This window comes from Microbacterium wangyouchuni (assembly GCF_051546305.1).
GTDB lineage: Bacteria > Actinomycetota > Actinomycetes > Actinomycetales > Microbacteriaceae > Microbacterium.
This window is the reverse complement of sequence record NZ_JBPTMA010000002.1, coordinates 323,337-346,028: the sequence shown is the minus strand read 5'-3', so window position 1 is coordinate 346,028 and position 22,692 is coordinate 323,337. Positions and strand designations below refer to the sequence as shown.

Annotated in this window: 26 protein-coding genes; 15 read left to right on the top strand and 11 right to left on the bottom strand. The window is 63.5% G+C overall.

All coding sequences use genetic code 11. From position 1 onward, the window contains the following. Positions 1-34: 34 nt before the first annotated feature. Positions 35-403, bottom strand: a complete 369-nt coding sequence (locus ACSS7Z_RS04990) for a DUF4440 domain-containing protein (protein WP_438253379.1) — start codon at positions 401-403, stop codon at positions 35-37. 192 nt (positions 404-595) lie between these two features. Between ACSS7Z_RS04990 and ACSS7Z_RS04985 the strand changes: the two genes are divergently transcribed. Then, on the top strand, positions 596-1,069 hold the full coding sequence (locus ACSS7Z_RS04985) for a hypothetical protein (protein ID WP_438253378.1): 474 nt from the start codon (positions 596-598) through the stop codon (positions 1,067-1,069). A gap of 2 nt (positions 1,070-1,071) precedes the next feature. After that, positions 1,072-1,284 carry a helix-turn-helix transcriptional regulator gene (locus tag ACSS7Z_RS04980; protein ID WP_438253377.1) on the top strand — a complete coding sequence of 71 codons (213 nt, stop codon included), beginning with the start codon at positions 1,072-1,074 and terminating at the stop codon, positions 1,282-1,284. Between the two features lie 188 nt (positions 1,285-1,472). Here the strand turns inward: ACSS7Z_RS04980 and ACSS7Z_RS04975 are convergent, their stop codons facing one another. Further along, on the bottom strand, positions 1,473-1,961 hold the full coding sequence (locus ACSS7Z_RS04975) for an HPP family protein (protein ID WP_438253698.1): 489 nt from the start codon (positions 1,959-1,961) through the stop codon (positions 1,473-1,475). Between the two features lie 113 nt (positions 1,962-2,074). Between ACSS7Z_RS04975 and ACSS7Z_RS04970 the strand changes: the two genes are divergently transcribed. From ACSS7Z_RS04970 to ACSS7Z_RS04960, 3 genes are all read left to right on the top strand, one after another. Then, the gene (locus tag ACSS7Z_RS04970; protein WP_438253376.1) at positions 2,075-2,626 is read left to right on the top strand and encodes a TetR/AcrR family transcriptional regulator; all 552 of its coding nucleotides are present in this window, start codon (positions 2,075-2,077) and stop codon (positions 2,624-2,626) included. Positions 2,627-2,807: 181 nt separating this feature from the next. Further along, the gene (locus ACSS7Z_RS04965) at positions 2,808-3,416 is read left to right on the top strand and encodes a TetR/AcrR family transcriptional regulator (RefSeq protein ID WP_438253375.1); all 609 of its coding nucleotides are present in this window, start codon (positions 2,808-2,810) and stop codon (positions 3,414-3,416) included. Between the two features lie 71 nt (positions 3,417-3,487). Further along, positions 3,488-4,660, top strand: coding sequence for an alpha/beta fold hydrolase (locus ACSS7Z_RS04960; protein ID WP_438253374.1), 1,173 nt, complete (start codon positions 3,488-3,490; stop codon positions 4,658-4,660). A 169-nt stretch (positions 4,661-4,829) separates the two neighbouring features. Here ACSS7Z_RS04960 and ychF read toward each other — a convergent pair whose 3' ends face one another. Further along, a complete protein-coding gene (ychF, locus tag ACSS7Z_RS04955) occupies positions 4,830-5,903 on the bottom strand; it encodes a redox-regulated ATPase YchF (protein ID WP_438253373.1) in 1,074 nt (357 codons plus the stop codon). A gap of 343 nt (positions 5,904-6,246) precedes the next feature. Between ychF and ACSS7Z_RS04950 the strand changes: the two genes are divergently transcribed. The 3 genes from ACSS7Z_RS04950 to ACSS7Z_RS04940 are packed head-to-tail and all read left to right on the top strand — an operon-like array spanning position 6,247 to position 8,606. Next, a complete protein-coding gene (locus ACSS7Z_RS04950) occupies positions 6,247-6,840 on the top strand; it encodes a 3'-5' exonuclease (protein WP_438253372.1) in 594 nt (197 codons plus the stop codon). 34 nt (positions 6,841-6,874) lie between these two features. Beyond that, entirely contained in the window at positions 6,875-7,282 is a 408-nt protein-coding gene (locus ACSS7Z_RS04945) for an ankyrin repeat domain-containing protein (RefSeq protein WP_438253371.1), read from the top strand. Positions 7,283-7,328: 46 nt separating this feature from the next. After that, positions 7,329-8,606, top strand: a complete 1,278-nt coding sequence (locus ACSS7Z_RS04940; protein ID WP_438253370.1) for a DNA recombination protein RmuC — start codon at positions 7,329-7,331, stop codon at positions 8,604-8,606. On the opposite strand, the gene ACSS7Z_RS04935 is transcribed toward ACSS7Z_RS04940, so the two are convergent. Both ACSS7Z_RS04935 and glpX read right to left on the bottom strand, forming a co-directional pair. Then, positions 8,603-8,896, bottom strand: coding sequence for a hypothetical protein (locus ACSS7Z_RS04935; protein WP_438253369.1), 294 nt, complete (start codon positions 8,894-8,896; stop codon positions 8,603-8,605). The two genes, ACSS7Z_RS04940 and ACSS7Z_RS04935, sit on opposite strands and share 4 nt — an antisense overlap. 131 nt (positions 8,897-9,027) lie before the next feature. Next, positions 9,028-10,014 (bottom strand): class II fructose-bisphosphatase, encoded by a 987-nt coding sequence (gene glpX, locus ACSS7Z_RS04930; protein ID WP_438253368.1) that lies wholly within the window; start codon positions 10,012-10,014, stop codon positions 9,028-9,030. A 185-nt stretch (positions 10,015-10,199) separates the two neighbouring features. Between glpX and fbaA the strand changes: the two genes are divergently transcribed. After that, positions 10,200-11,228, top strand: a complete 1,029-nt coding sequence (fbaA, locus tag ACSS7Z_RS04925; RefSeq protein WP_438253367.1) for a class II fructose-bisphosphate aldolase — start codon at positions 10,200-10,202, stop codon at positions 11,226-11,228. A 78-nt stretch (positions 11,229-11,306) separates the two neighbouring features. Here the strand turns inward: fbaA and ACSS7Z_RS04920 are convergent, their stop codons facing one another. The 4 genes from ACSS7Z_RS04920 to ACSS7Z_RS04905 form a co-directional block, all read right to left on the bottom strand. Continuing rightward, positions 11,307-12,566 carry a hypothetical protein gene (locus ACSS7Z_RS04920; protein WP_438253366.1) on the bottom strand — a complete coding sequence of 420 codons (1,260 nt, stop codon included), beginning with the start codon at positions 12,564-12,566 and terminating at the stop codon, positions 11,307-11,309. 50 nt (positions 12,567-12,616) lie between these two features. Continuing rightward, positions 12,617-13,147 (bottom strand): DUF6264 family protein, encoded by a 531-nt coding sequence (locus tag ACSS7Z_RS04915; RefSeq protein WP_438253365.1) that lies wholly within the window; start codon positions 13,145-13,147, stop codon positions 12,617-12,619. A gap of 228 nt (positions 13,148-13,375) precedes the next feature. Next, a complete protein-coding gene (locus ACSS7Z_RS04910) occupies positions 13,376-14,233 on the bottom strand; it encodes an IclR family transcriptional regulator (RefSeq protein ID WP_438253364.1) in 858 nt (285 codons plus the stop codon). Continuing rightward, the gene (locus ACSS7Z_RS04905; protein WP_438253697.1) at positions 14,175-15,170 is read right to left on the bottom strand and encodes a 4-hydroxy-3-methylbut-2-enyl diphosphate reductase; all 996 of its coding nucleotides are present in this window, start codon (positions 15,168-15,170) and stop codon (positions 14,175-14,177) included. The genes ACSS7Z_RS04910 and ACSS7Z_RS04905 overlap by 59 nt, the downstream gene beginning before the upstream one ends. A gap of 149 nt (positions 15,171-15,319) precedes the next feature. Here ACSS7Z_RS04905 and xseA point away from each other — a divergent pair, with 149 nt between their 5' ends. Genes xseA through ACSS7Z_RS04880 form a run of 5 tightly spaced genes read left to right on the top strand, consistent with a single transcriptional unit; the run spans position 15,320 to position 19,574 of the window. Then, entirely contained in the window at positions 15,320-16,606 is a 1,287-nt protein-coding gene (xseA, locus tag ACSS7Z_RS04900) for an exodeoxyribonuclease VII large subunit (RefSeq protein ID WP_438253363.1), read from the top strand. 1 nt (position 16,607) lies between these two features. Continuing rightward, positions 16,608-16,847 carry an exodeoxyribonuclease VII small subunit gene (locus ACSS7Z_RS04895; protein ID WP_438253362.1) on the top strand — a complete coding sequence of 80 codons (240 nt, stop codon included), beginning with the start codon at positions 16,608-16,610 and terminating at the stop codon, positions 16,845-16,847. Next, positions 16,844-17,485, top strand: a complete 642-nt coding sequence (locus ACSS7Z_RS04890; protein ID WP_438253361.1) for a DUF4245 family protein — start codon at positions 16,844-16,846, stop codon at positions 17,483-17,485. Before ACSS7Z_RS04895 ends, ACSS7Z_RS04890 begins: the two co-directional genes overlap by 4 nt. Continuing rightward, the gene (locus ACSS7Z_RS04885) at positions 17,482-18,156 is read left to right on the top strand and encodes a carbonic anhydrase (protein ID WP_438253360.1); all 675 of its coding nucleotides are present in this window, start codon (positions 17,482-17,484) and stop codon (positions 18,154-18,156) included. Before ACSS7Z_RS04890 ends, ACSS7Z_RS04885 begins: the two co-directional genes overlap by 4 nt. Beyond that, positions 18,153-19,574, top strand: a complete 1,422-nt coding sequence (locus ACSS7Z_RS04880) for a class II fumarate hydratase (protein ID WP_438253359.1) — start codon at positions 18,153-18,155, stop codon at positions 19,572-19,574. Before ACSS7Z_RS04885 ends, ACSS7Z_RS04880 begins: the two co-directional genes overlap by 4 nt. Before the next feature lie 113 nt (positions 19,575-19,687). Here ACSS7Z_RS04880 and ACSS7Z_RS04875 read toward each other — a convergent pair whose 3' ends face one another. Continuing rightward, entirely contained in the window at positions 19,688-20,113 is a 426-nt protein-coding gene (locus ACSS7Z_RS04875) for an ASCH domain-containing protein (protein WP_438253358.1), read from the bottom strand. Positions 20,114-20,347: 234 nt separating this feature from the next. Between ACSS7Z_RS04875 and ACSS7Z_RS04870 the strand changes: the two genes are divergently transcribed. Beyond that, complete coding sequence (locus tag ACSS7Z_RS04870) at positions 20,348-21,181, top strand: DUF559 domain-containing protein (RefSeq protein ID WP_438253357.1); 834 nt, start codon at positions 20,348-20,350, stop codon at positions 21,179-21,181. A gap of 98 nt (positions 21,182-21,279) precedes the next feature. Here ACSS7Z_RS04870 and phoH2 read toward each other — a convergent pair whose 3' ends face one another. Beyond that, positions 21,280-22,635, bottom strand: coding sequence for an RNA 5'-3' helicase PhoH2 (phoH2, locus tag ACSS7Z_RS04865; protein WP_438253356.1), 1,356 nt, complete (start codon positions 22,633-22,635; stop codon positions 21,280-21,282). Positions 22,636-22,692: the final 57 nt, after the last annotated feature.

Here is a 22,692-nt window from a genome sequence, read left to right as displayed (position 1 = left end):
CTCGCTCAGCGGGACGCAGCATCCATTGTGAAGGTCAGGAACTCACGGGCGTGTCCTGACTGAACGTGTTTCGCCAGCGGTCGTCACCCTGGACCCACAGGGAGCTCACGAACATTGCCTCTGACCCCGAGCTTCCGGGCCGCCTGTAGTCAGCGCGGTAAGAGAGCATCACCGAAACCGGGGAAGCAACGATGAGTCGCGCTTGAGAGATAGCGTACGACGCAATCACCGGCCCGTTAGAAAGCTGCTCAACGTGATCTTCTCTTGCAGCGAACCCAGTCGGGTACACCCCGACGAAATCACCTGACAGCAACTCACGATCGGCAACGACATCGCCGCTGACCTGAGCGGCCCAAACCTTGGATTCAAGGTCAACGAAGAACTGCGTGTCGTGCTGGTGCATCCCACCATCGTCACACAGTTGATCGGCGTCGAACCGCTACGGCCCGGTCCTGATCTTCGGCGAGTGCTGACAACCCAAAATTCCTGGAATTATGCGCCCGCACGACGAACTCGAAATCGCCAAATTGCGTAAAGCGAGCTGTACATATCTAGCTTGCTTCACATTTCCAACGAGCTTCACAACGGAGAGACTATGAGCACCGAACCACGAACCGACACCCCAACGAGCTGGGGCCGCATCAAGTTCGCCGGAGGGCGCGTCCCCGCCATGGCGGTTGCGATCCCGGCCGGGCTGATCCTGGCCACGGGAGTTGGTGCGCTCCCACTTTTGACTGAAGTCTCCCAGGGAGACAAAGCCTTGGTCATCGCCGGCGTGTTCGCCCTCATCATGCCCTGGGGGCTCATCGGCCTCATCTGGGTCCTAGTCGTGGATCACTCAAGCCTGCGGGGAGCACTCGACAGGCCAGATGAATCGATCGAGTCAAAGTGGCTGGAAGCCGCTATGGCTGGTGCGCTCAGCGACACGATCATGCTGACAGGATTCGCGCTTGCGACGCTCGTCACCACGGGCTTCGAACTCGATGTCACCTGCGCGCTCATCGGCGTCGTCTGGGTTGCCTTCTTCAGCACAGTTGTGCGGTACCTCATGGCGAAGAAGCGGGGCTGACTGTGAAGAACTCGCTTCACGAACGCCGGCAGGACCGCGGATGGTCGCAACAGCGCCTCGCCGAAGAGCTCGGCGTCTCCCGTCAAACAGTCATCTCCATCGAACGCGGACGGTTTGACCCATCTTTGCCGCTAGCTTTCCGCCTGGCTGAGGTTTTCAAATGCAGGATCGAGGAACTCTTCGATCCCCGGTCCGAAGACACGGAGCCGAGCTGAGGCCCGATATGTAAAGGCAGACGAGAGGTCAAACCGGAATGCGACTAAACGTTAAACCTAAATTCCACCGAGTTCCGGTAGATACCAACCTCTCAATGACCAGCCAGCAGTGGCCCAGACAGGGCACAGGGGGCGAACCAGTACAAAGCCACTCGGCACACTCCCCCGCGGGATGTACGCGCTTCGGATCACCACCAGTACGCAGGGTATTGCGTACGACCCAACCTGGAGCGGACCAAACCGAACAACACGAGCACGACGGCAGCAAGCCCAGCGCAAGCAACGAAGGAGACCGGCGCATCCACCGTCATTGTTCCGATAACCGCAGTAGCTGCAGCTGGCGAGTGCGACGTGCGCGTCAGCAACATCGCGCCTAACGCAAGTCCGCCCGCAATCGCTGCCAGCAAAAGTGAATCACCCAGCAACCCGACAGCAACGCCGACAACCGCCGAGATCACCTGTCCACCAATGACGTGGCGAGGTTGAGAAAGTGGCAACGACGGCGCGCCAGCTACCAATGCCATGCTCGCTGCCATCGGTGGAATGAGCAGCACATGTCCGGACAAAGTTCCCAGCCCCACAAGCGAAGCGAGAGCTGCTATGGAGGTGAGTGTCGACACCAACACGACTGGGACCGTCGGGCGGACCGGGGCCTTACTAGTCCGAACCCACTTCATATCCAAGGTCACAGCGGCACTCCTTCAGGCTGGCGAGAACGGTCGTTCTCATAGGCTTGCTACCATAGAGAATGAACGTTCTCCATGCAAATACGAAGGACCGGTGATCAAGCATGACCCCGCAGGCCGACGTCGCGCAGCTTTTGGACGCAGCAGAGGAGCTCTTCTACGAGCGTGGGTATCAGTCCGTCGGCATGGACGCCCTCCGCACCGCTTCCGGCATGCCTCTCAAACGCATCTACTCACTCTTCAAGGGCAAGGACGCGATCGCCGTCGCCATGCTCGATCGGCGCGACGAACGATGGCACGCTTCACTCGCAGAGCGAGTCGATCGCCAGACGGAACCGGGGAGTCGGGTGCTGACAATCTTCGATTGGCTCGCGGATTGGCTCTCGGATGAAGGCCATCGTGGGTGTGCGTGGATCAACGCCTTCGGCGAACTTGGTGGAGTATCCCCGGATGTCGCAGATGCCGTACGCCGGCACAAGACCCGGCTGAAGGCTTACATGGACGACGTCGTACACGATGCCGGGGCATCACAGGCCGTAGCTGACGCGATCTTCCTTCTGGGCGAAGGCTGCATGGTAACGGCGGGGATCTCGGGAAACACTGACGCTACGGCACAAGCCAAAGAAGCAGCTTCCCGACTACTGGGGTCCGACTGAGGCATCAGCAGGCTTAGCCCTTAGAGTGATGAACCGGTCCGGGTTCTCTGCCGCCTGAATCCGCCAGAGGTTAGACCGAAAATCTGAACTCCACCACGTCGCCGCAGATAACAACCTTTGGCATCAGGCATGAGACACTGACGCGATTCTCGAATTAGCACACTGTGCTAGTTTAGAGGCCATGAGTTATTCAGGACACGTCGAACGCCGGGATCTCATCCTGTCTGCCGCGGCAGAGTTGCTCGCCACATCAGGAATGGGTCGACTGTCAGTGCGTACTGTGGCGGAGGCAGCAGGGATCGGGATGGGCACGCTCCGGCACTACTTCCCCAATCAAAAATCGTTGCACGAAGCCCTGATCCTCAAGCTCGTCGACGACCAGACCCAGGATTACAAGATTCGCGACAGCACGTTGCCCGCGCAAGAGCGCTTGGAACGATGCCTGTTGCAGTTCGTGCCGACGTCCGACGAAGCAACACATCTTGTCGACGTGTGGTTCGGTATGTATCGAGTCGGCTTGGACCCGTCCGGGCCACCATTCGCACGAGCGTTTCTGGAAGTCTCCACCACTCGATCCCGCGAACGCATTCGGACATGGCTGGAGATCATCGCGCACGAGGGACACCTTGATCCCTCATTCGTGCGCACCCACGTGCTGGAGTTGAGTGCTCTGATCGCTGGAGTGTGCCTTGAACTTGCCACTCCGGGCACGGAAATGACCATTGACGACGCACGCAGCCTCGTGCGCCGCGCAGCGCGGGCAATACCGAAAGAAGACAGCACAAGATGAGCGGGCAACACTCCCCGACGATGAAAGCCGAGATACCACCGAACAGTTGGGAGCGCCGGCGTGCAGCACTCATGAAGAGTACCGGAGCGCGCATGCTGCCCCGGCAGCTCCCGGAAGGCCGGACGCTGCCTCTCGCGTATGTGCACAGCGGGCCACGCACGACCGCGCCGGTACTCGTGATCCCTGGCGGGCCTGGCCTAGGTTCGATGCTGCCGTATCAGCGGTTCCGCACAACGGCAGCGAAGCAGGGGCTCGAGGTGGTCATGGTCGAGCATCGTGGCGTCGGCCTATCGCGCAAGGCAGACGACAACACCGACCTTAGCCCCGCCGACATCACAGTAACTGACGTACTGGATGACCTGGCCGCTGTGCTCGACGCCGAAGGCATCGAACAGGTGATCGTTTATGGGTCGTCGTACGGCAGCTATCTCGCGACGGCGTTCGGTGCACTCTATCCCGGTCGGGTGAGCGGGATGATTCTCGACTCGCCGGTGCTCGACGCCCAAAGCAAGCACGACACCGCACAAGCACTCAACACTCTGTACTGGCACGGCACCAAGAAGACTTCGAAGCAGGCCGCTCGGCTACGCGCTCTTACTCAACGCGGAACGGTCTCAGTTGAAGATGCCGGATTCCCGATCCAGCTTTTGCATGAATCTGGCGGCCCCGATCTTGTCACGTCGATGCTCGACCTTCTGGATCGCGGGAAGGGCGTGCGCGTCTGGTCGTGGCTGAACCGCCTCGGTACCTCCGACGTCATGCGCACCCGCCCCTTCCTCATGGAATTCGACTTGGTCGCTCACTGCGCATTCACCGATCTCGGTTATGGCCTCCCCCATGATTCTGAAACGGGTCCGCTGCGCAACGACGCCTCCTTTGCTGATCTCGCGGAGCGATTTCCGCCATTCAGGGGTGAGCCAGTCGATGTGCGAGGGTCGTTGCCAAGCTTCGACTGGCCTCTGCTCGCGCTCTCGGGTGACCGTGACGTGCGCACGCCGCGGTCTGTTGCTGAACAGGTCATCGCAAGCGCACCGAACGCGGTACTCGTACCGATCGAACACCACGGACATAGCACTCTAGACACTGCACCGCACCTCGCCATCAAGGCGATAGATCACCTTGTAGCAGCGAACGGCACGACACCAAGTGGCCTCCACGATCTCAGTGGCTCACGGTCGGCCATCGCTCGATTGATCTCGTTCCGACTCGGCGTCGCCAAGCTTCTCCCCGCGCCAGCAAGATAATCAGTTTTCAGCGGGCAACCCCAACGAATGTCGCCATGTGCACAGACGTACCACTGAACCTTCAGAGGGCCTTCTGCGTCTAGAACCCAGACGCCACTACACGACTGCTACAAGTTCGGCGAATCTGTACTCAAATTTGTGGCCGAAGATTCATCGCCTGATCAGCAGATTAGACGTTAAACCTGAATTCAACCACGTCGCCATCCTTCATGACGTAGTCCTTGCCCTCGAGGCGAGCCTTGCCCTTGGAGCGGGCTTCGGCGACGGAGCCGGTCTCGACGAGATCCTCGAAGGAGATGACCTCGGCCTTGATAAAGCCCTTTTCGAAGTCGGTGTGGATGACACCGGCCGCCTGCGGAGCCTTCGATCCCTTGGGGATCGTCCAAGCGCGCGCTTCCTTGGGCCCGGCAGTCAGGTAGGTCTGCAGACCGAGGGTGTCGAACCCGATGCGGGCGAGCTGGTCGAGACCAGACTCATCCTGACCGGTCGATGCAAGCAACTCCGCGGCATCTTCCGGATCGAGGTCGATCAGCTCCGATTCGATCTTCGCGTCGAGGAAAATCGCCTTGGCGGGCGCAACAAGAGCAGCGAGCTCCTCCTTGCGCGCAGCATCCGTCAACACAGCCTCGTCAACGTTGAAGACGAAGATGACCGGCTTCGCAGTAAGCAGGCCCAGTTCCTTGACGGGCTCGAGGTCGATGCCGCTCGTCGAGAGGAGAGTGCCGCGCTCAAGAGCATCCTTCACGGCATTCGCGGTCTCGAGCACGACGGGCTCTACCTTCTTGCCGCGCACCTCTTTCTCGAGGCGGACGATCGCCTTCTCGACAGTCTGAAGGTCCGCGAGCATGAGCTCAGCGTTGATGGTCTCCATGTCGGATGCCGGATTCACCGTGCCCTCGACGTGCACGACATCACCATCAGCGAAGCCACGCACGACCTGGGCGATGGCATCCGCCTCACGAATGTTCGCAAGGAACTGGTTGCCCAGCCCCTCCCCTTCGCTCGCGCCGCGCACGATGCCGGCAATATCGACGAACGACACCGCGGCCGGAAGGATACGCTCGCTGCCGAAGATCTCAGCCAGCTTATTCAGTCGCGAATCGGGCAGGTTCACCACTCCGATATTCGGCTCGATCGTCGCAAACGGGTAGTTCGCCGCGAGCACGTCGTTCTTGGTGAGTGCGTTGAAGAGAGTCGACTTGCCGACGTTGGGCAAGCCCACGATTCCGATAGTTAGAGCCACGGGATACGAGTCTACCGGGCGCGGATGCCAGCACCTGAGTCCTCGGCGTTGTGCGGGGCTCCGCGACGCAGCGTTGGGCGGAGAACGCAGCGTTGGGCGGAGAAACTGAAGCGGATCCTCCGCCCGAGCGTGCGTTCTCCGCCCAAGCGTGCGCCCCAGCTCCCCCGTCGCCCCCATGCGTGCGCCGCAACTCCCCCGTCGCCCCCAAGCGTGCGCCGCAGCTCCCCCGTCGCCCCCAAGCGTGCGCCCCAGCTCCCCCGTCGCCCCCAAGCGTGCGCCGCAACTCCCGCGCTTCGCGGCGAGTCTGACCCCACAGCGGCACCCCGGGAGAGAAGGTGAACAGGTGCCCTTGGATTTCACCGCAATCGACTTCGAGACGGCGAATTCCTCTCCCGCCTCAGCCTGCTCCGTCGGACTCGTCCGCGTTCGAGACGGCGAGGTCGTTGCCACCGCAGACTGGCTGATTCGTCCACCGGCAGGCCACGATGAGTTCCAGGAGTGGAACATCAAGATCCACGGCATCCATCCGCACGATGTTGCGGAAGCCGCCACCTGGCCTGAGCAGTTCGACCGCCTCTGCAATTTCGCCGGAGCCGACGTGCTCGTCGCGCACAACGCCGGATTCGACCTCAAAGTACTGCGCACGGCATCCGATGTGACGGACTTGGACTGCCCGCCGTATCGTTCGCTGTGCAGCCTCCAGGTCGCCCGCAAGACCTACGATCTCGAGTCCTATCGCCTGCCGAAGGCTGCGGCCGCGGCCGGTTTCGCCGAGTTCTCGCACCACGATGCGCTGGCGGATGCCCGAGCATGCGCGCAGATAATCATCGACGCGGGACGTCGCGCCGGGGCTGCGGATGTCGACGAACTGGCCACCGCTCTCGGCATCCGCGTGGCCGACGCGCCTGTCGTCGCCCCGCGTGAACGCGCTGCCTGAGCACAACCGTCCGTTCACACGCGACAATGTATTCATGACGAATCCCGCAGGCGCATCTCCCCTCAGCCTCGAAGTCATCGAGGGCACTTTCGATCTCGCGCGTCAGGGCCGCACCGGGCCGCTGGGCGAGATGATCGACGCCGGTGTGCCGATCGATACCCGCAATCCCCGGCAGGACACCCTTCTGATCGTGGCCACGTATGCAGAGCAAGCACATACTGTCGCCGACCTGGTGCGGCGCGGAGCCGATCTGAATGCTGTGAACGCGAACGGTCAGACAGCTATCTCCTGCGCGGTCTTCCGCAAGAACGAGACTCTGTTGCGCCTGCTGTTAGATGCTGGCGCAGATCCGGATGCCGGCGGCCTCTCCGCCGCCGCTATCGCTGAGCAGTTCCAACTCGCAGAAATGCGCTCGATCTTGGACGAGTACGCGGGGCGTTGACGACCGGGATCCCCGCAATGTCCGAGGCCCTCGACATGATGGCCTTATGGATGCTCCACTGATCGTCGTTCTTCTCCTGGCAGCCGTTGCTCTTGGGGCCGTGGCAGGCTGGTTTGCTCGAGCCGCCCGCAGTGCGCGCGAACTCTCCAGCAGTACCGCCGAACTCGCGCGCACCGAGGCCGAACTCCTTGCCGTGCGTGATGATCGAGACCGTCAGTACGACCTGTATCGGGATGCGGTTGAGCACGCCCGCACCGAGCAACGGGCTGAGGCCGAGCGCGTGCAGCAACAGAATGCAGTGCTTACAGCGCTGGCGCCGGTCCGCGAATCGCTGCAGCAGATGCAGACTAAGGTGACCACGCTCGAGCAGGAGCGCCACGCCCAGTTCGGCTCGCTCGCCGAGCAGTTGCGACGAGCTCAGGAATCCGACGAAGCACTCCGGGCGACGACCGAGTCACTTGCTGGGGCACTGCGCTCCACCGCGACCCGCGGTGTCTGGGGAGAAACGCAGCTACGCCGTGTGGTCGAAGCTGCCGGGCTCACCCGGCACGTCGATTTCGACCTGCAGTCGACGATCTCGTCCGACCGCGGGCAGGGTCGGCCCGACATGGTGATCCGACTGCCCGGAGGCACATCCATCGCCGTCGATGCGAAAGTTCCCCTTGATGCTTATCTCGAAGCGAGTGCCCTGACCGGGAGCAGCGCCGATGAGGCGCAGCGCCAGCGGTACATGCAAAAGCACGTCAGGGCAGTGCGCGCACACATCGATGCTCTCTCGAAGAAGGCGTACTGGTCGGGGCTTGATGCAAGCCCGGAGTTCGTCATCTGCTTCCTGCCCAATGAATCGCTCCTGGCCGCGGCCATCGACGAGGATCCGACGCTTCTGGACTACTCATTCGGCAAGGGAGTAGCGCTGGCGTCACCCGTCAACCTCTGGGCCGTCCTGAAAACAGTTTCTTTCACCTGGACCCAGCAGGAGGTATCGGCGGAGGCTCGCACACTGCTGAACCTCGGCACGCAGCTGTTCGATCGCCTCGGCACCCTCGCCGGGCATGCCGATGACCTCCGTCGGGCACTGGAGCGTACGGTCGACAGTTACAACAAGTTCGCGGGTTCCCTCGAGAGCCGGGTGCTGGTCACCGCGCGCCAGTTCCCCGGTATCGACGCGTCAACGCTCGACGCCACACCGCAGTCGATCACGACCCCGGCGCGCCGGTTCACCGCCCCCGAACTCGTCGAAGCAGCGCAAAATGCGGAGATTGCAGAGACTGCGACAATCGGAGCCGACCTCGGCGCCGTGCGCGAGCGAGCCGACAGAGACTAAGCGCTGTACGGAACCCAGCTGAGCAGCGCGATGACCAGCCCGGAACTCACCACGAAGGCACCGATCATCCACCACGAGCTGAGCTCGTGCCCTTCAGCGCGACGAACGCGGAAGAGCACGTCGGCGCGGCGTGCAGGATCAGCGTGAGCAGGTGTCACGGGAAGAGCCGCGACGGCTGCAGCGCGTGCGGCCTCATCCTGCGGTGAAATGCGCAGAATACGGCCGGTGTTGGTGGTGACCATGTTCGCTGGCACGGACCTGCTCTCGCTCCGCGACTGCTGCGTGGTCATTTGTCACCCTCCCGGACACCGCCATTCTGATGCCCTATCGAGGCGACGAATCCAGGCACCATTGTGCCAGCAAAGCCTGGGAAAGCCGGTAAGACCGCGCGTTCACCAGCACCAGGTCGGTAACGATCGGCCTACAGCCACTTGGAGACGAGGTGCTCCGACGCGATTCGACGCAGTGTTCCAGACGCGCCGCGCAGCACAACAGACTCCGTGTAGACGTAGTTGCCTTCGCGACGAACCCCGGCAACAAGCTGCCCGTCGGTCACACCGGTGGCGACGAAGATCGTGTTGTCGCCCTTCACCAGGCCATCTGCCTCGTACACGTGGTCCATCTGCAGACCCGCATCGATGCCCCGCTGACGCTCGTCATCATCCCGCGGCCAGAGACGCCCCTGGATGTGGCCGCCCAGCGCTTTGATCGCGCAGGCAGTGACGATGCCTTCCGGGCTGCCACCGACGCCCACGCACATGTCCGTACGCGCCCCATGACGTGCTGCATTGATGCCACCGGCGACATCGCCATCGCTCATGAGTCGCGTGCCCGCACCAGCCTCGCGAATTTCCTCGATGAGCCGCTCATGGCGCGGACGATTCAACACCGACACGACGATCTCGTCGACGGGCTTGCCGAGCGCCTTGGCCAGCAGCCGGATGTTCTCGCCGACAGGCAGGCGGATGTCAACGACGCCAACACCTGCTGGGCCGGTGACGAGCTTGTCCATGTAGAACACGCTGGATGCGTCGAGCATGGTCCCACGGTCGGAGACCGCGATCACCGACAGCGCATTCTGGCGCCCCGCCGCGGTGAGCGAAGTGCCATCGATCGGGTCGACGGCGATGTCACATTCCGGCCCACGACCGGAGCCGACAACCTCGCCATTGAACAGCATGGGAGCGTTATCCTTCTCACCCTCGCCGATCACGACCCGGCCCTGAAAGTTCACGGTGCCGAGGAACGCGCGCATCGCGTCGACAGCTGCACCGTCGGCGGCTTCCTTGTCTCCCCGCCCAATGAAGGGCACGGCACGGATCGATGCCGCCTCAGTCGCCCGCACAAGCTCCAGTGCAAGATTTCGGTCGGGACGCAGCGGGCTCATATCGGCCGTCAGACTCACCATGGGGCAAGCCTAACGATCGTGCCATCTGAAACAGGGGTCTTTCGCCCCGATCTCGATGAAGGAACAGCGATTCTTAACACCTGCGAAGAGTGCCCCCGTTCAACAGGCCGGGGAGCACCCGGCATCCGATGCTCCCCACCGATAGAGTTGAAGCTGTCCCGGCTTCATCTATCGCAGGAGTTTTCATGCCCGTCGCCACTCCGGATCAGTACGCAGAAATGCTCGACCGCGCGAAGGCCGGTGGCTTCGCGTATCCCGCATTCAACGTCTCCAGCTCGCAGACCATCAACTCCGTCCTCCAGGGCCTGACCGAGGCCGGCTCCGACGGCATCATTCAGGTGACCACGGGCGGCGCCGACTACTTCGCCGGCCACACCGTCAAGGCACGCGCCACCGGCGCGCTTGCTTTCGCTCGCTACGCCACCGAGGTCGCCAAGAACTACCCGGTGACCGTGGCCCTGCACACCGACCACTGCCCGAAGGATGCCCTCGCGGGCTTCGTCGAGCCGCTGATCGCCGCCAGCGAAGAAGAGGTCAAGGCTGGCCGTAATCCGATCTTCCAGTCGCACATGTGGGACGGCTCGGCCGTGCCGCTGGCGGAGAACATCGAGATCGCCAAAGAACTGCTCCCCCGCATGAAGAACATCAACGCGATCCTTGAGGTCGAGATCGGTGTTGTCGGCGGCGAGGAAGACGGTGTCCAGCACGAGGGCTCCAACGACGCCCTCTACACGACGTTCGCCGATGTCGACCAGGCCGTGCAGGCACTGGGCCTCGGCGAACAGGGCCGCTACATCGCAGCGCTCACCTTCGGCAACGTGCACGGTGTGTACAAGCCCGGTGGAGTGAAGCTGCGTCCGGAACTCCTCGGCGAGATCCAGGCTGAGGTCGCAGCCAAGTACAACACGGGTGCGAAGCCGCTTGACCTGGTCTTCCACGGCGGCTCGGGCTCGAGCGACGAGGAGATCGCCCTTGCGGTCGCCAACGGCGTCATCAAGATGAACATCGACACCGACACCCAGTACGCATACACGCGTGCGATTGCGGACTACATGTTCAAGAACTACGACAGCGTCCTCAAGGTCGACGGCGAGGTCGGAAACAAGAAGGTCTACGACCCCCGCGCGTGGGGCAAGGTCGCAGAGGCGGCTATGGCCGCCCGCGTCGTCGAGTCGACCCGTCAGCTCGGCTCGCACGGCCAGTCCCAGAGCTGACACGACATTCGCTGACCGCAGCGAAACACAAGAATGCCCCGGCCGTCAGGCCGGGGCATTCTTCGTACGTGGGGTGTGTCAGCGCCCGCGACGGGCGCGCACCACCCCGATTGCCAGGTCGGCGATGGCATCGACGATCAGCAGAATGCCCACGAAACGGCTGAAGCCGCGGCGTCGGGATGCTGCGACGCCGAGCGCCAGTTCGCCGATGCTGAGCGCTGCGGCCAGGAGACGGTTGCGGCGCAACGCTCCGGCGACGCGAGCCAACGGCCGGTCGCGACGGGTGAGCGGGGTAAACCCGCTCATACCGTCAACCAGAATCTCGCCGAGCGTTGACCCCCAGCCGTCCGGCCCGAAACGCAGCACCTCAAGGTCCGTGTCGGAGGACCCGGCTTCGTCGAATACTGCGGCGATGAGATCAGCGGGCACACCGAATGCGGCAAGGAAGGCTTCCTGCCGCGCACGCGTCCCGACCACCCCATCCAGAGCCTCGGGCTGCAGCGCACGATGCGCACCAGCGACGTCCAGCCGCGAGTGCGCAGCGATCTGGACAAGTTCGTCACGACTGCCATCGCCATCGCTGAGCAGCCGACGGCAGATCTCCGCCGTCTCCGGCACCGTGAGCGCTTCCAGATCCATCACCGGCACGGTGTGCCGTTCGGCATCGGGCCAGAACTGATGCACGCCGCCGTTCGTCGTCACCTCGAACCAGTCACCGCCGTCATCCACACGGTTCAACTCGATCACCGGCAGTTCTGCCTTCGCCGCGACGCCCGCGTTGGTCGGATCCTCGGATTCGAAGCGCAGCAACGACCACGAGCCGGACTCGATGTATTCGACATCCAGCCCATTCACTTGCGCGATCAATCGCGCGGCAGACGGTCCGCGGTGCGAGAACACCGAGATGCGAACAGGCGCCGCATCGAATTCTGCTGAGATATCGGATGCTTCGTCGAACGACTCTGTCACGAGAGCATCCGCTTCGCTGTCGTCACACCCACCGTCATCGCAGCCGCCGTCGTCGCAGCATCCATCGTCAGAGTCCTGCAGCCACAACGTCAGACCGGCATCCGCGAATGCCGTGCGCAACTCCCCCGCCGTCAGAGTCGTCGCGATGACGTCTTGATCAGTCAGCGTGAGCACAAAACCGGCGTCGGTGATCGGAATCGCGACGACTGCCTCCTGCTGAGACTCACCCCACGCGGCGTCTGCGTCGATCAATCCGGCCGGCACACGCAGGTGCACGAGCAGCTCTCGAGCTGCTGGGCGGGGATCTGCCCCGTCAGCAGCGTCGACGGATGCGTAGGAGAGTTGAACACCAAAACTGTTTTCGAGCATCATTCGACATTACCGGCTCACGCCATGCGAGCCGGGGTGTTGAAAGCCGTCTACCGTCCGGCCATCCCATCGACATAGGACATGAACGCCGGATCCCCCATCATCGGCACCGCGATGCAGAGCGAAACGATGATCATCGTCACGGCCGCGCCCACCAGCGGCACCCACCAGGTCAACTTCCCGGTGCGCAGACGTTTGAACGACAGCCAGGCGGTCAGCATCCATCCGACCACGAGAACGAAGGCGGCGATGGTCCCCCAGACCTTGGCCTGTGCGAAGTTGGTGAAATCCCCCTCGATGCCGATGATCTCCATACTGTCGTTCATCATCGAACTCAGATCCAAATACGCCACCGTATTGATGATGACGCTGACCAGCCCGTAGGCCACCAGGGCAATGGTGAGGATGCGATCCCACCGGCGGGGCGCGGTAACAGTCGGCGCCGGCGTCGAGGTCTCCTGGGATGCGGCCGATTCTGCGGTCGGAACTTCATCAACAGCATCCATCGGCGGCAACCCCGCCAACCGGCGTTGCTCCTCCGGAGTCGCATACTCGCCATACTGCGGCCGCTCATCGATCATGCCGCCATGCTAATGCGCGCGGCTTTGATCTGCGTCCAGCCAGCCCCGCCAAAAGCGGCGGCCCCAGAGAAGTGGGGACTCCTCGGGGGCCGCTGGCTTGAGCGCTGGGGACGCTCATGCCGAGACGAAGCAGCGCTGGGGGCGCTATCTCCATCTGAAGACACCGTCAGACGGGTGCCTTCACGAACAGACTAGACAACTGTCCAGGAAAGCGCGAGGGGTTGTTATTCAGATAGTGAAGTCGCTACTCGTATCCAGCGCGTCTGCGCCCAGTTGCAGAGACAGTTGCCGCGCCGTGCGCTGCAGTTTACTGATGAGGGCAGCATCCACGACCGCGCTGTCGGCGGGCAAAGAAATAGCGAGCGATGCCGTCAAATTCGGTGCGATGACGGGAACGGCGATGCAGGTACTGCCGATCGAGTACTCCTCCTCGTCCACAACCCACCCTGGTGAGTGCTCCAGCTGCGTCAGAAGCGTACGGCGATCGCTGATCGTCTTGGGCGTCAGCTCCTCCAGCTGGTGCCGAGAGAGGTAGTCCAGGCGGTCTTTCTCTTCGAGATCTGCCAGGATCTGCTTTCCCAGTGCTGTCGCGTGCGCACTGCGGTGCAGACCGACCCACAATTCCACCCGGGGGTTGCTCGTAGCATCCACGATGTCCACCAGATGCACCTCGCCGTCGTCGAAACGCGACAGATATGCCGTTGCTCCGACCTCGTCGGTCACTGCGCGAAGCGCTGCCCGCACGCGAGCGAGGAACACCCCTCGCCCGTCGATCTCATCGCGAAACGCCGGGAAGTGCCGGCCCAGCACCAACCCGTCCGGCTCGGCCGCCAGGTAACCCTCATGGATGAGCGTACGCACCAGGTTGTATGTGGTGCCGATCGTGAGGCCGGTTGCGGCAGCCAACATCTTCGCCGGCAACGGCCGCGGTGCGTTCGCGACAATGTCAACAAGCCGCAGCGCACGCTGCACGGAGCCGATCAATGTCGGTTCGGACTCCTGCGTGTTCACAGCGTCGCTCAGATCATCACGGGGACTCAGTGGCGCGACCACCGAGAGCACGAGCGTCGCGCTTACCGGAGGCATCCTGGCGTAGTTCCTTGGGCAGCGAGAACATCAGATCCTCCTCAGCGGTGCGAACTTCTTCCACGTCGCCGTATCCCGCGCTCTGCAACGCTTCGAGGACTTCCTCCACGAGGATCTCCGGCACGGAGGCCCCGCTCGTCACTCCCACGGTGGCGACGCCGTCGAGCCATTCCTGCTTAACCTCTTCGGCGTAATCCACACGGTACGCCGCCTTGGCCCCATATTCCAGAGCCACTTCGACCAGGCGCACACTGTTCGATGAGTTCGAGGAACCGACCACGATGACGAGGTCCGCGTCCTTCGCAACCTTCTTGATCGCAACCTGCCGATTCTGGGTGGCGTAGCAGATGTCATCAGACGGCGGATTCTGCAGCTCGGGAAAACGCGTGCGCAGTCGATTCACGGTCTCCATCGTCTCGTCGACGGAGAGCGTCGTCTGCGACAGCCATACGACCTTCGATGGGTCCTTCACCACGACGGTGTCAGCCTCGTCCGGGGAGTTCACAATGGTCACTCGCTCGGGCGCGTGACCGGCGGTGCCCTCGACCTCTTCATGGCCCTCGTGGCCGATCAGGAGGATCTCGAAATCATCGCGAGCGAATCGGACGGCCTCGCGATGCACCTTCGTCACCAGCGGGCAGGTCGCATCGATGGCATGCAATCCACGATCGGATGCTGCGCTGACCACTGCGGGCGAGACGCCGTGCGCGCTGAACACGATGTGCGCACCTTCTGGCACCTCATCGACCTCTTCGACGAAGATCGCGCCCTTCTCTTCGAGCTCGGTGACGACGTGGATGTTGTGCACGATCTGCTTGCGCACATAGACCGGAGCCCCGTAACGATCGAGAGCCTTCTCGACGGCCACCACGGCCCGGTCGACACCGGCGCAATACCCGCGCGGTGCCGCCAGCAGCACCTTCTTGGGTCCGTCCACCGGGATATCCTGAAGCCGCTTCGCCCGGGAACGAGGGATGCGAGGAATGGGAAGATGTACGGTGGCCTGGGTCACACCTTGATTCTACCGTCGTACCGCGGTGCTGGGCCTGTGCGAGCGCTCAGGCGCATAAGGAGGGAGCAGACCCGATGACGGTCTTCGAAGCATCATCCATGAAAGGCGAGATTCCGCCGGCGGATGCTGTCGCGCCCCGTGACTCGACCGCGGATGCACCGACCTCTGTCGCACGTTTGAACTCAACGATCCGCGACTTCATCGCGCGCTGGAACGTCGTCTGGGTCGAAGGCGAGATCACCTCGTGGAACGTTCGCGGTGGAAACGTGTTCGGTCGCCTCAAAGACACCCAGTCCGATGCGCAGATATCGATCCGCATCTGGTCGAGCGTGCGCGGGCGCATCCCCGCCGACCTCGCCGTGGGCGACCATGTGATCGCAGCTGTCAAAGCCGACTACTTCGTCAAAGCAGGCGATTTCAGCTTTACCGTCTCATCGATGAAGCATGTCGGATTGGGCGATCAGCTCGAGCGTCTCGAGAAGTTGCGTGCCCAGCTGCGCCAAGAGGGACTGTTCGACTCGGCCAGGAAGCAGCCTCTTCCCTTCCTTCCTCACGTCATCGGCCTCATCACGGGTGAGAGATCGGATGCCGAGAAGGACGTGCACCGCAACGCCGAGCTGCGCTGGCCGCACGTGCGCTTCCGCACCCAGCACGTCGCTGTTCAGGGCGAACGGTGCGTGCCCGAGGTCCTCGCCGCGCTCGCGACGTTGGATGCCGACCCCGATGTCGATGTCATCATCATCGCCCGCGGCGGCGGAGACCCGCAGACCCTGCTCGGGTTCAGCGATGAACGACTCGTGCGGGCGGTGGCAGCAGCATCCACTCCGGTCGTCTCCGCCATCGGACATGAGAACGACCATCCGCTCCTGGACGACGTCGCTGACCTCCGCGCCTCGACGCCGACCGATGCCGCCAAACGTGTGGTTCCCGACGTGGGCGAGCAGCGCGCGATCATCGCGCAGCTGCGATCGCGTGCCACCTCACGACTGACGCAACGGGTCTCGCACGACATCACGCAGCTCGAGCAGCTGCGCACCCGTCCGGTGTTGCGCTCGCCTGATCCGATCATCGCCGATCGCGCGCAGGAGTTGTGGCTGCTGCTCTCGCGAGGGCGCGACACGATCACCCGTCAGCTCGACCTCGCCGGGCGCAGGACCGGTGAGCTGCGCGCGTCATTGCGCGCGCTCTCGCCAGCGGCAACTCTCGCTCGGGGATACGCCATCGCCCATCTCGATGGCGGCGTGATCGTGCGCGACGCAGCGGATGCTCCCGCCGGCAGCGCACTGACCATCACCGTGGATCGCGGCTCGCTGGCAGCTCGCTCCGAGGGAGAAATCGCCGAGGGCAACACCCCGTCGTAGGATGGAAGGCGTGACTTCGCCGAATGACGCCCCCGTCGAGACTCTGTCATTTGAGGCCGCTCGTGACGAGCTCGTCCGTGTCGTCGCCGAGCTCGAGCAGGGCTCCCCTACCCTTGAGCACTCGCTCGCGCTCTGGGAACGCGGCGAAGCTCTTGCCGCCCGTTGCGAAGAATGGCTGCTGGGCGCCAAGCGCCGCCTCGAGCAGGCACGTACGGCTGCCGCTGATGAGGATGACGCATGAACAAGCCCGCACCCGTCGTCGCTGAGCTCGGACGCCCCGAGACACCGGCGGAGACCGCAGCACGCAAGGCGGAGTTCAGCAAGAAATATCGTGCCAGCCAAACGTTCCGCAATCTGATCGCCGCGCTGATCGCGACAGTGGCAGTGGTCGCTGTCATCGTCTTCGCGGTGCCGCGAGGCGTACCGGCATCCGAGAAGAAGATCGATGTGGCAGGCATCGCCGCCGACGTCGAATCCACCATGCAACGTCCGGCGCTCGTGCCCGAGACGGATGGCTTCTGGCGCGCGAACGCCGCACAGCTCGAGGGCGGCGCAACGGTCACCTGGAAGGTCACCATGGCACCGGCCTCAGAAGACGAGCGCGGGTTCATCAACGTCGTGCAGGCTTTCGAGGCCGACTCATCCTGGGCACCACAGCAGCTGGATGGCACTGCGCCGACCGACACCACCCGGATCGGTGGCTTGGAATGGGATGTGTACGAGCTCGGCGGCGCCACCGAGAGCAATGTCTCCTACGCGATCGGCACGCAGGCCGGTGAAGACTACGTGCTGCTCTACGGCGCACGCTCCCCTGAGTCGACGGCTGAGCTCGCCAACTCGTTGATTCCGCAGATCGAAGCGATTGCTGAGGCCTCATGACAGTACTCACCCCGACAGCCGCTTGGCAGGAGATGCTGGACGGAAATCGTCGATTCGTCGCGGGTGAGCCGCGGCATCCGAATCAGGATGTCGAGCGCCGGCATGATCTGGCCCATCAGCAGCATCCGACAGCGACGCTGTTCGGTTGCTCCGACTCGCGACTGGCCGCCGAGATCATCTTCGACAAGGGCCTGGGCGACCTGTTCGTCGTCCGCAACGCCGGGCAGGTCATCGGCGAATCGATCGTCGGTAGCCTCGAGTACGCCGTCGAGATCCTGCAGGTGCCGTTGATCGTCGTGCTTGCCCACGATGAGTGCGGTGCGGTCAGTGCTGCCATCGAGGGGACGGCGATCGACGCAGCACCCCTCCCGCCGCACATCTGGAAGCTGATCGCGCCGATCATTCCCGCCGCCCGCAAGGTGCTCGCAGCCAACGGTGGCACGTCCCCCGCTGACATCGACGCCGAACTGGTCGGCCGCGAGCACCTGCGCAACACCGTCGCGAACCTGCTGCAGTCGTCTGAGCTGATCAGCGACGCCGTCGCCGAGGGCCGCCTCGGCATCGTGGGCGCGAACTACCGTCTTGCTGAGGGCACGGCCGTGCCCGTGATCACAGTGGGAATCGACACGGGGATCGAAGGCGTCCCCGCAACCGAGGAGGCATCGAAGTGACCGATACACACCAGCGCAGCGGCGAGGAATCGCAGAGCTACCGCATCGAACACGACACCATGGGCGAGGTTCGCGTGCCCGTGAACGCGCTCTACAGTGCTCAGACGCAGCGCGCGGTAGAGAACTTCCCGATCTCGGGCACGGGCCTGGAGCCGACCCAGATTGCCGCTTTGGCTCGCATCAAGAAGGCCGCAGCCCTGGCGAACAAGGAACTCGGCACCCTGGACGGCGCCATCGCCGACGCGATCGCCGCCGCTGCCGACCAGGTGGCGGCCGGTAAGCACGACGGTGAGTTCCCCGTCGACACCTACCAGACCGGTTCTGGCACCTCATCGAACATGAACATGAACGAGGTGCTGGCAAACCTCGCCTCCAGTATCCTGGGTTCGGCTGTGCACCCGAACGACCATGTGAATGCCTCGCAGTCGTCGAACGACGTGTTCCCGACCTCGGTGCACATCGCGGTCACGCAGGTCCTCATCGACACGCTCATCCCGTCGCTCGACCACCTCGCCGTCGCCCTCGAGGCGAAGGCTGAGCTGTGGAAGGATGCCGTCAAGGCCGGGCGCACGCACCTCATGGATGCAACCCCCGTCACCCTCGGTCAGGAGTTCGGCGGCTACGCCCGCCAGATCCGCCTGGGCATCGAGCGCGTGCAGTCCGCCCTCCCCCGCGTCGCCGAGGTTCCCCTCGGTGGCACGGCTGTCGGCACGGGCATCAACACGCCGCTCGGCTTCCCGCAGAAGGTCATCGCGCTCCTCGCCGAAGAGACCGAACTGCCGATCACCGAGGCCAAGGACCACTTCGAGGCTCAGGCCAACCGTGATGGTCTGGTCGAGGCATCCGGTGCGCTTCGCACCATCGCCGTCTCGCTGACGAAGATCAACAACGACCTGCGCTGGATGGGCTCTGGGCCCAACACCGGTCTTGGCGAGTTGCACATTCCTGACCTGCAGCCTGGATCGTCGATCATGCCCGGAAAGGTCAACCCGGTCGTCCCGGAGGCCGTGCTCATGGTGTGCGCTCGGGTCATCGGCAACGATGCGACCGTCGCCTGGGCCGGGGCATCCGGTTCCTTCGAGCTGAACGTCGCCATTCCCGTGATGGGCACCGCTCTGCTGGAGTCGATCCGTCTGCTTTCGAACGCTGTCCGCGTTCTGGCTGACAAGACCATCGACGGCCTGGTTGCCAACACCGAGCGCGCTGCCGCATTCGCCGGCATGAGCCCGTCGATCGTGACGCCGCTGAACAAGATCATCGGTTATGAGGCTGCCGCGAAGATCGCCAAGCACGCCGTTGCCGAAGGCATCACTGTGCGCGAGGCCGTCATCGCTCTCGGGTACGTCGAGCGCGGTGAGATCACCGAGGCTCAGTTGGACGAGAAGCTCGATCTGCTGAGCATGACCCACGCCGGCTGACGTTCGTTCGCCTGTTACACCTGTCGGAGCCTGTTGCATCCGTCGGAGGTTTTTTGTGAATTCCTCCGACACCCGCAACAGGCTCCGACATGTGTGACGCCATGGCATCCGTCTCAAGGACTCAGCGGCTCGGTTCGGAAGCGCACGAGCACAGTCTGAGTGTCGTCATCGACCGTGAAGGATGCCTCGCCCATTCCTTCGCGGAACTCCGGGCTGTGCCAGAACTTTTCGTGTCCAGCGCGCCAGTCAGCTACGGTCGTGAATCCCTCGCCCTCTGCGACGGCATGGTCGAGGTCGACATCTGCCAGGCGCACGACTCGGACCTCTATGACCTCTTCGATGCACACCGGCTCGCCCTCCGAGTCGATCACGACTGCGCGGTCGCCGACGGCAGGCAGGGGTTCGCGCTCGAGCTCGTACTCCGTGACCAGTGAGGTAGTTGACGTCTTCTCGCCCGTGAGGATCGCCCCGACGAGTAGGTCACGAAGCGGCCCAGGGAACGCATACTCGGACACGGGCAGGTCAGTTGCGTCTGGCATCCGCTCAGCCTATCGACCGGTCCCGGCCGCGGACTTATGTTTCGGATGTCGGAGGATGTTGCATCCGTCGGAGGTACTTGATCAATTCCTCCGACATCCGTAACAGGCTCCGACGGGTGTCGCAGCCCGACGAGAGTTCCCCCGGGGCGACCACTTGTTCTGCACGATCGGCCCCCTAGCCGAACACCTGTGGAATCCCGTTCGAGGGGGTGGTGATGCGGCACTGTATGGATCATGCTCAGTCCTGCACAGACCATCCGTCGCCTCGGCGGCATTGCCCGCGGCTCCCATCTGCAACGCCTCGGGTTCACCCGCACTCAGCTGGCACGCCTGGTGCAAGAGGAAAAGATTCAACGCGTGCGCGCCGGTGTCTTCGCGACGCACGACCTCGATAGCGGCATCCGCACCGCAGCCGCTCACGGCGGGGCTGTCACCTGTGCCTCGGCGCTGCGCGCGCACGAGATCTGGGTACTCCCTGACGACGATGGGCCTCATGTCTGGATGGGACCGAAAGGCCGCGTGCACAGCCACGACGCGTGCTCATGCACCAGCCATTTCTACACCGGCATCCCGCCGCTGGGGTATGCGTCCGTGGAGATTGCTCTGGTTCATCTGCGTCGCTGCGCCGGAGACGAGGCCTTCTTCGCGGCGTACGAGTCCGCCTGGCACAAGCGGCTCCTGTCGAAGTCTGCTCGTTCCCGCGTGCGGCAGGCGCTGCCAGCATCCGCTCGCTGGCTGGTCGAGATCGCCCGACCGGATGCCGACAGCGGACTGGAATCTCTCCTGCGACTGAGAACGCACATCCTCGGCATCCACCTCGACTGCCAGGTCGTGATCACCGGCGTCGGGAAGGTCGACTTCGTCCTCGGCGGACGCCTGATCGTCGAAGCCGACGGCAAGGAGAATCACGACAGTGAGACGAAGCGCCATAATGACCGGGCACGGGATGCCGCGGCATCCGCTCTCGGATATGAAACATTGCGCTTCGACTACGCGCAGATTGTTCACGACTGGCCGACCGTGCAAGCGGCCATCCTCGGCGCTCTGCGACGGCTCCGCGCTCGGTGACACAGCCGTCGGAGGGTGTTACGTCTGTCGGTGCGATTCCCCCTAAAGCTCCGACATTCGTAACACCCTCCGACAGGTGCAACACCCAAAAGGGAAGCTCAGTTGAGCTCCCCGCCCTCCAGCAGTTCCGTAACCAGCGCGGCGATCGCCGAGCGTTCCGAGCGCATCAGCGTCACGTGCGCGAACAGTTCGTGTCCCTTCAGCGTCTCGATCACCGATGCGATCCCGTCGTGCCGGCCGACCCGCAGGTTGTCCCGCTGACCGACGTCGTGGGTAAGTACGACACGGGAGTTCTGCCCCATCCGGCTGAGCACGGTCAACAGCACGTTGCGCTCGAGCGACTGCGCCTCGTCGACGATCACGAAGGCATCGTGCAAGGAACGTCCGCGGATATGCGTGAGCGGCAGAACTTCCAGCAACCCGCGCTCGACCACCTCTTCCATGACGTTGCCCGAGACCACCGAGCCGAGCGTGTCGAAGACCGCCTGACCCCAGGGGCCCATCTTCTCGCCCTGGTCGCCGGGAAGGTATCCGAGCTCTTGCCCGCCGACAGCGAACAGCGGCCGGAAGACGATGATCTTCTTCTGCTGCTGCCGCTCAAGCACGGCTTCCAGTCCCGCGCACAGCGCGAGCGCCGACTTCCCTGTCCCGGCACGCCCGCCCAGCGACACGATCCCGATGTCCGGGTCAGTCAGCAGATCGATCGCGATGCGCTGCTCCGCGGAACGCCCATGCATCCCGAACAGGTCGCGGTCACCGCGCACGAGTGTGAACTCGCCGTCGCCGGCCATCCGTCCCAATGCTGAGCCGCGCTCGGAGTGAATGATCAGCCCGGTGTTGACCGGAATTCCGCGGGCATCCTCACTGATTCCGACCTCGCTCTCGTACAGGTCGCTGATCTCATCGCCGGAGAGATTGAGTGTGGCGATGCCCGTCCACCCCGAGTCGACGGCCTGCTCGGCCAGGTATTCCTCAGCTGACAGCCCGAGGGACGCCGCCTTCACCCGCATGGGCAGGTCCTTGGAGACGATCGTGACGTCCTGGCCGTTCTGCGAGAGGTGCATCGCAACCGACAGGATGCGGCTGTCGTTGTCACCGAGTCGGATGCCACTGGGCAGCACCTGCCCGTCGGTGTTGTTCAGCTCGACTCTGAGCGTGCCGCCCTCGCCGACCGGTACCGGAAAATCGAGCCGACCGTGCTCGACTCGCAGATCGTCGAGGTGACGCAGCGCCTGCCGCGCGAAGTAGCCGATCTCGGGGTCATGGCGTTTGGCCTCCAGCTCGGTGATCACCACGACCGGAAGAACGATCGAGTGCTCGGCGAAGCGGAAGAACGCCTGCGGATCCGACAGCAGAACCGAGGTGTCCAGCACATAGGTGCGGAGGTCCTGGTCAGGCGAAGCCGCCCGACGCGAGACCTGACGGGTGGACTGCTGCGATGTACGTGTGGTCACGACCCACTCCCGACCCGGGATGATTCCCGGCTATGCCACGAGTCGACCTGGGGCCAC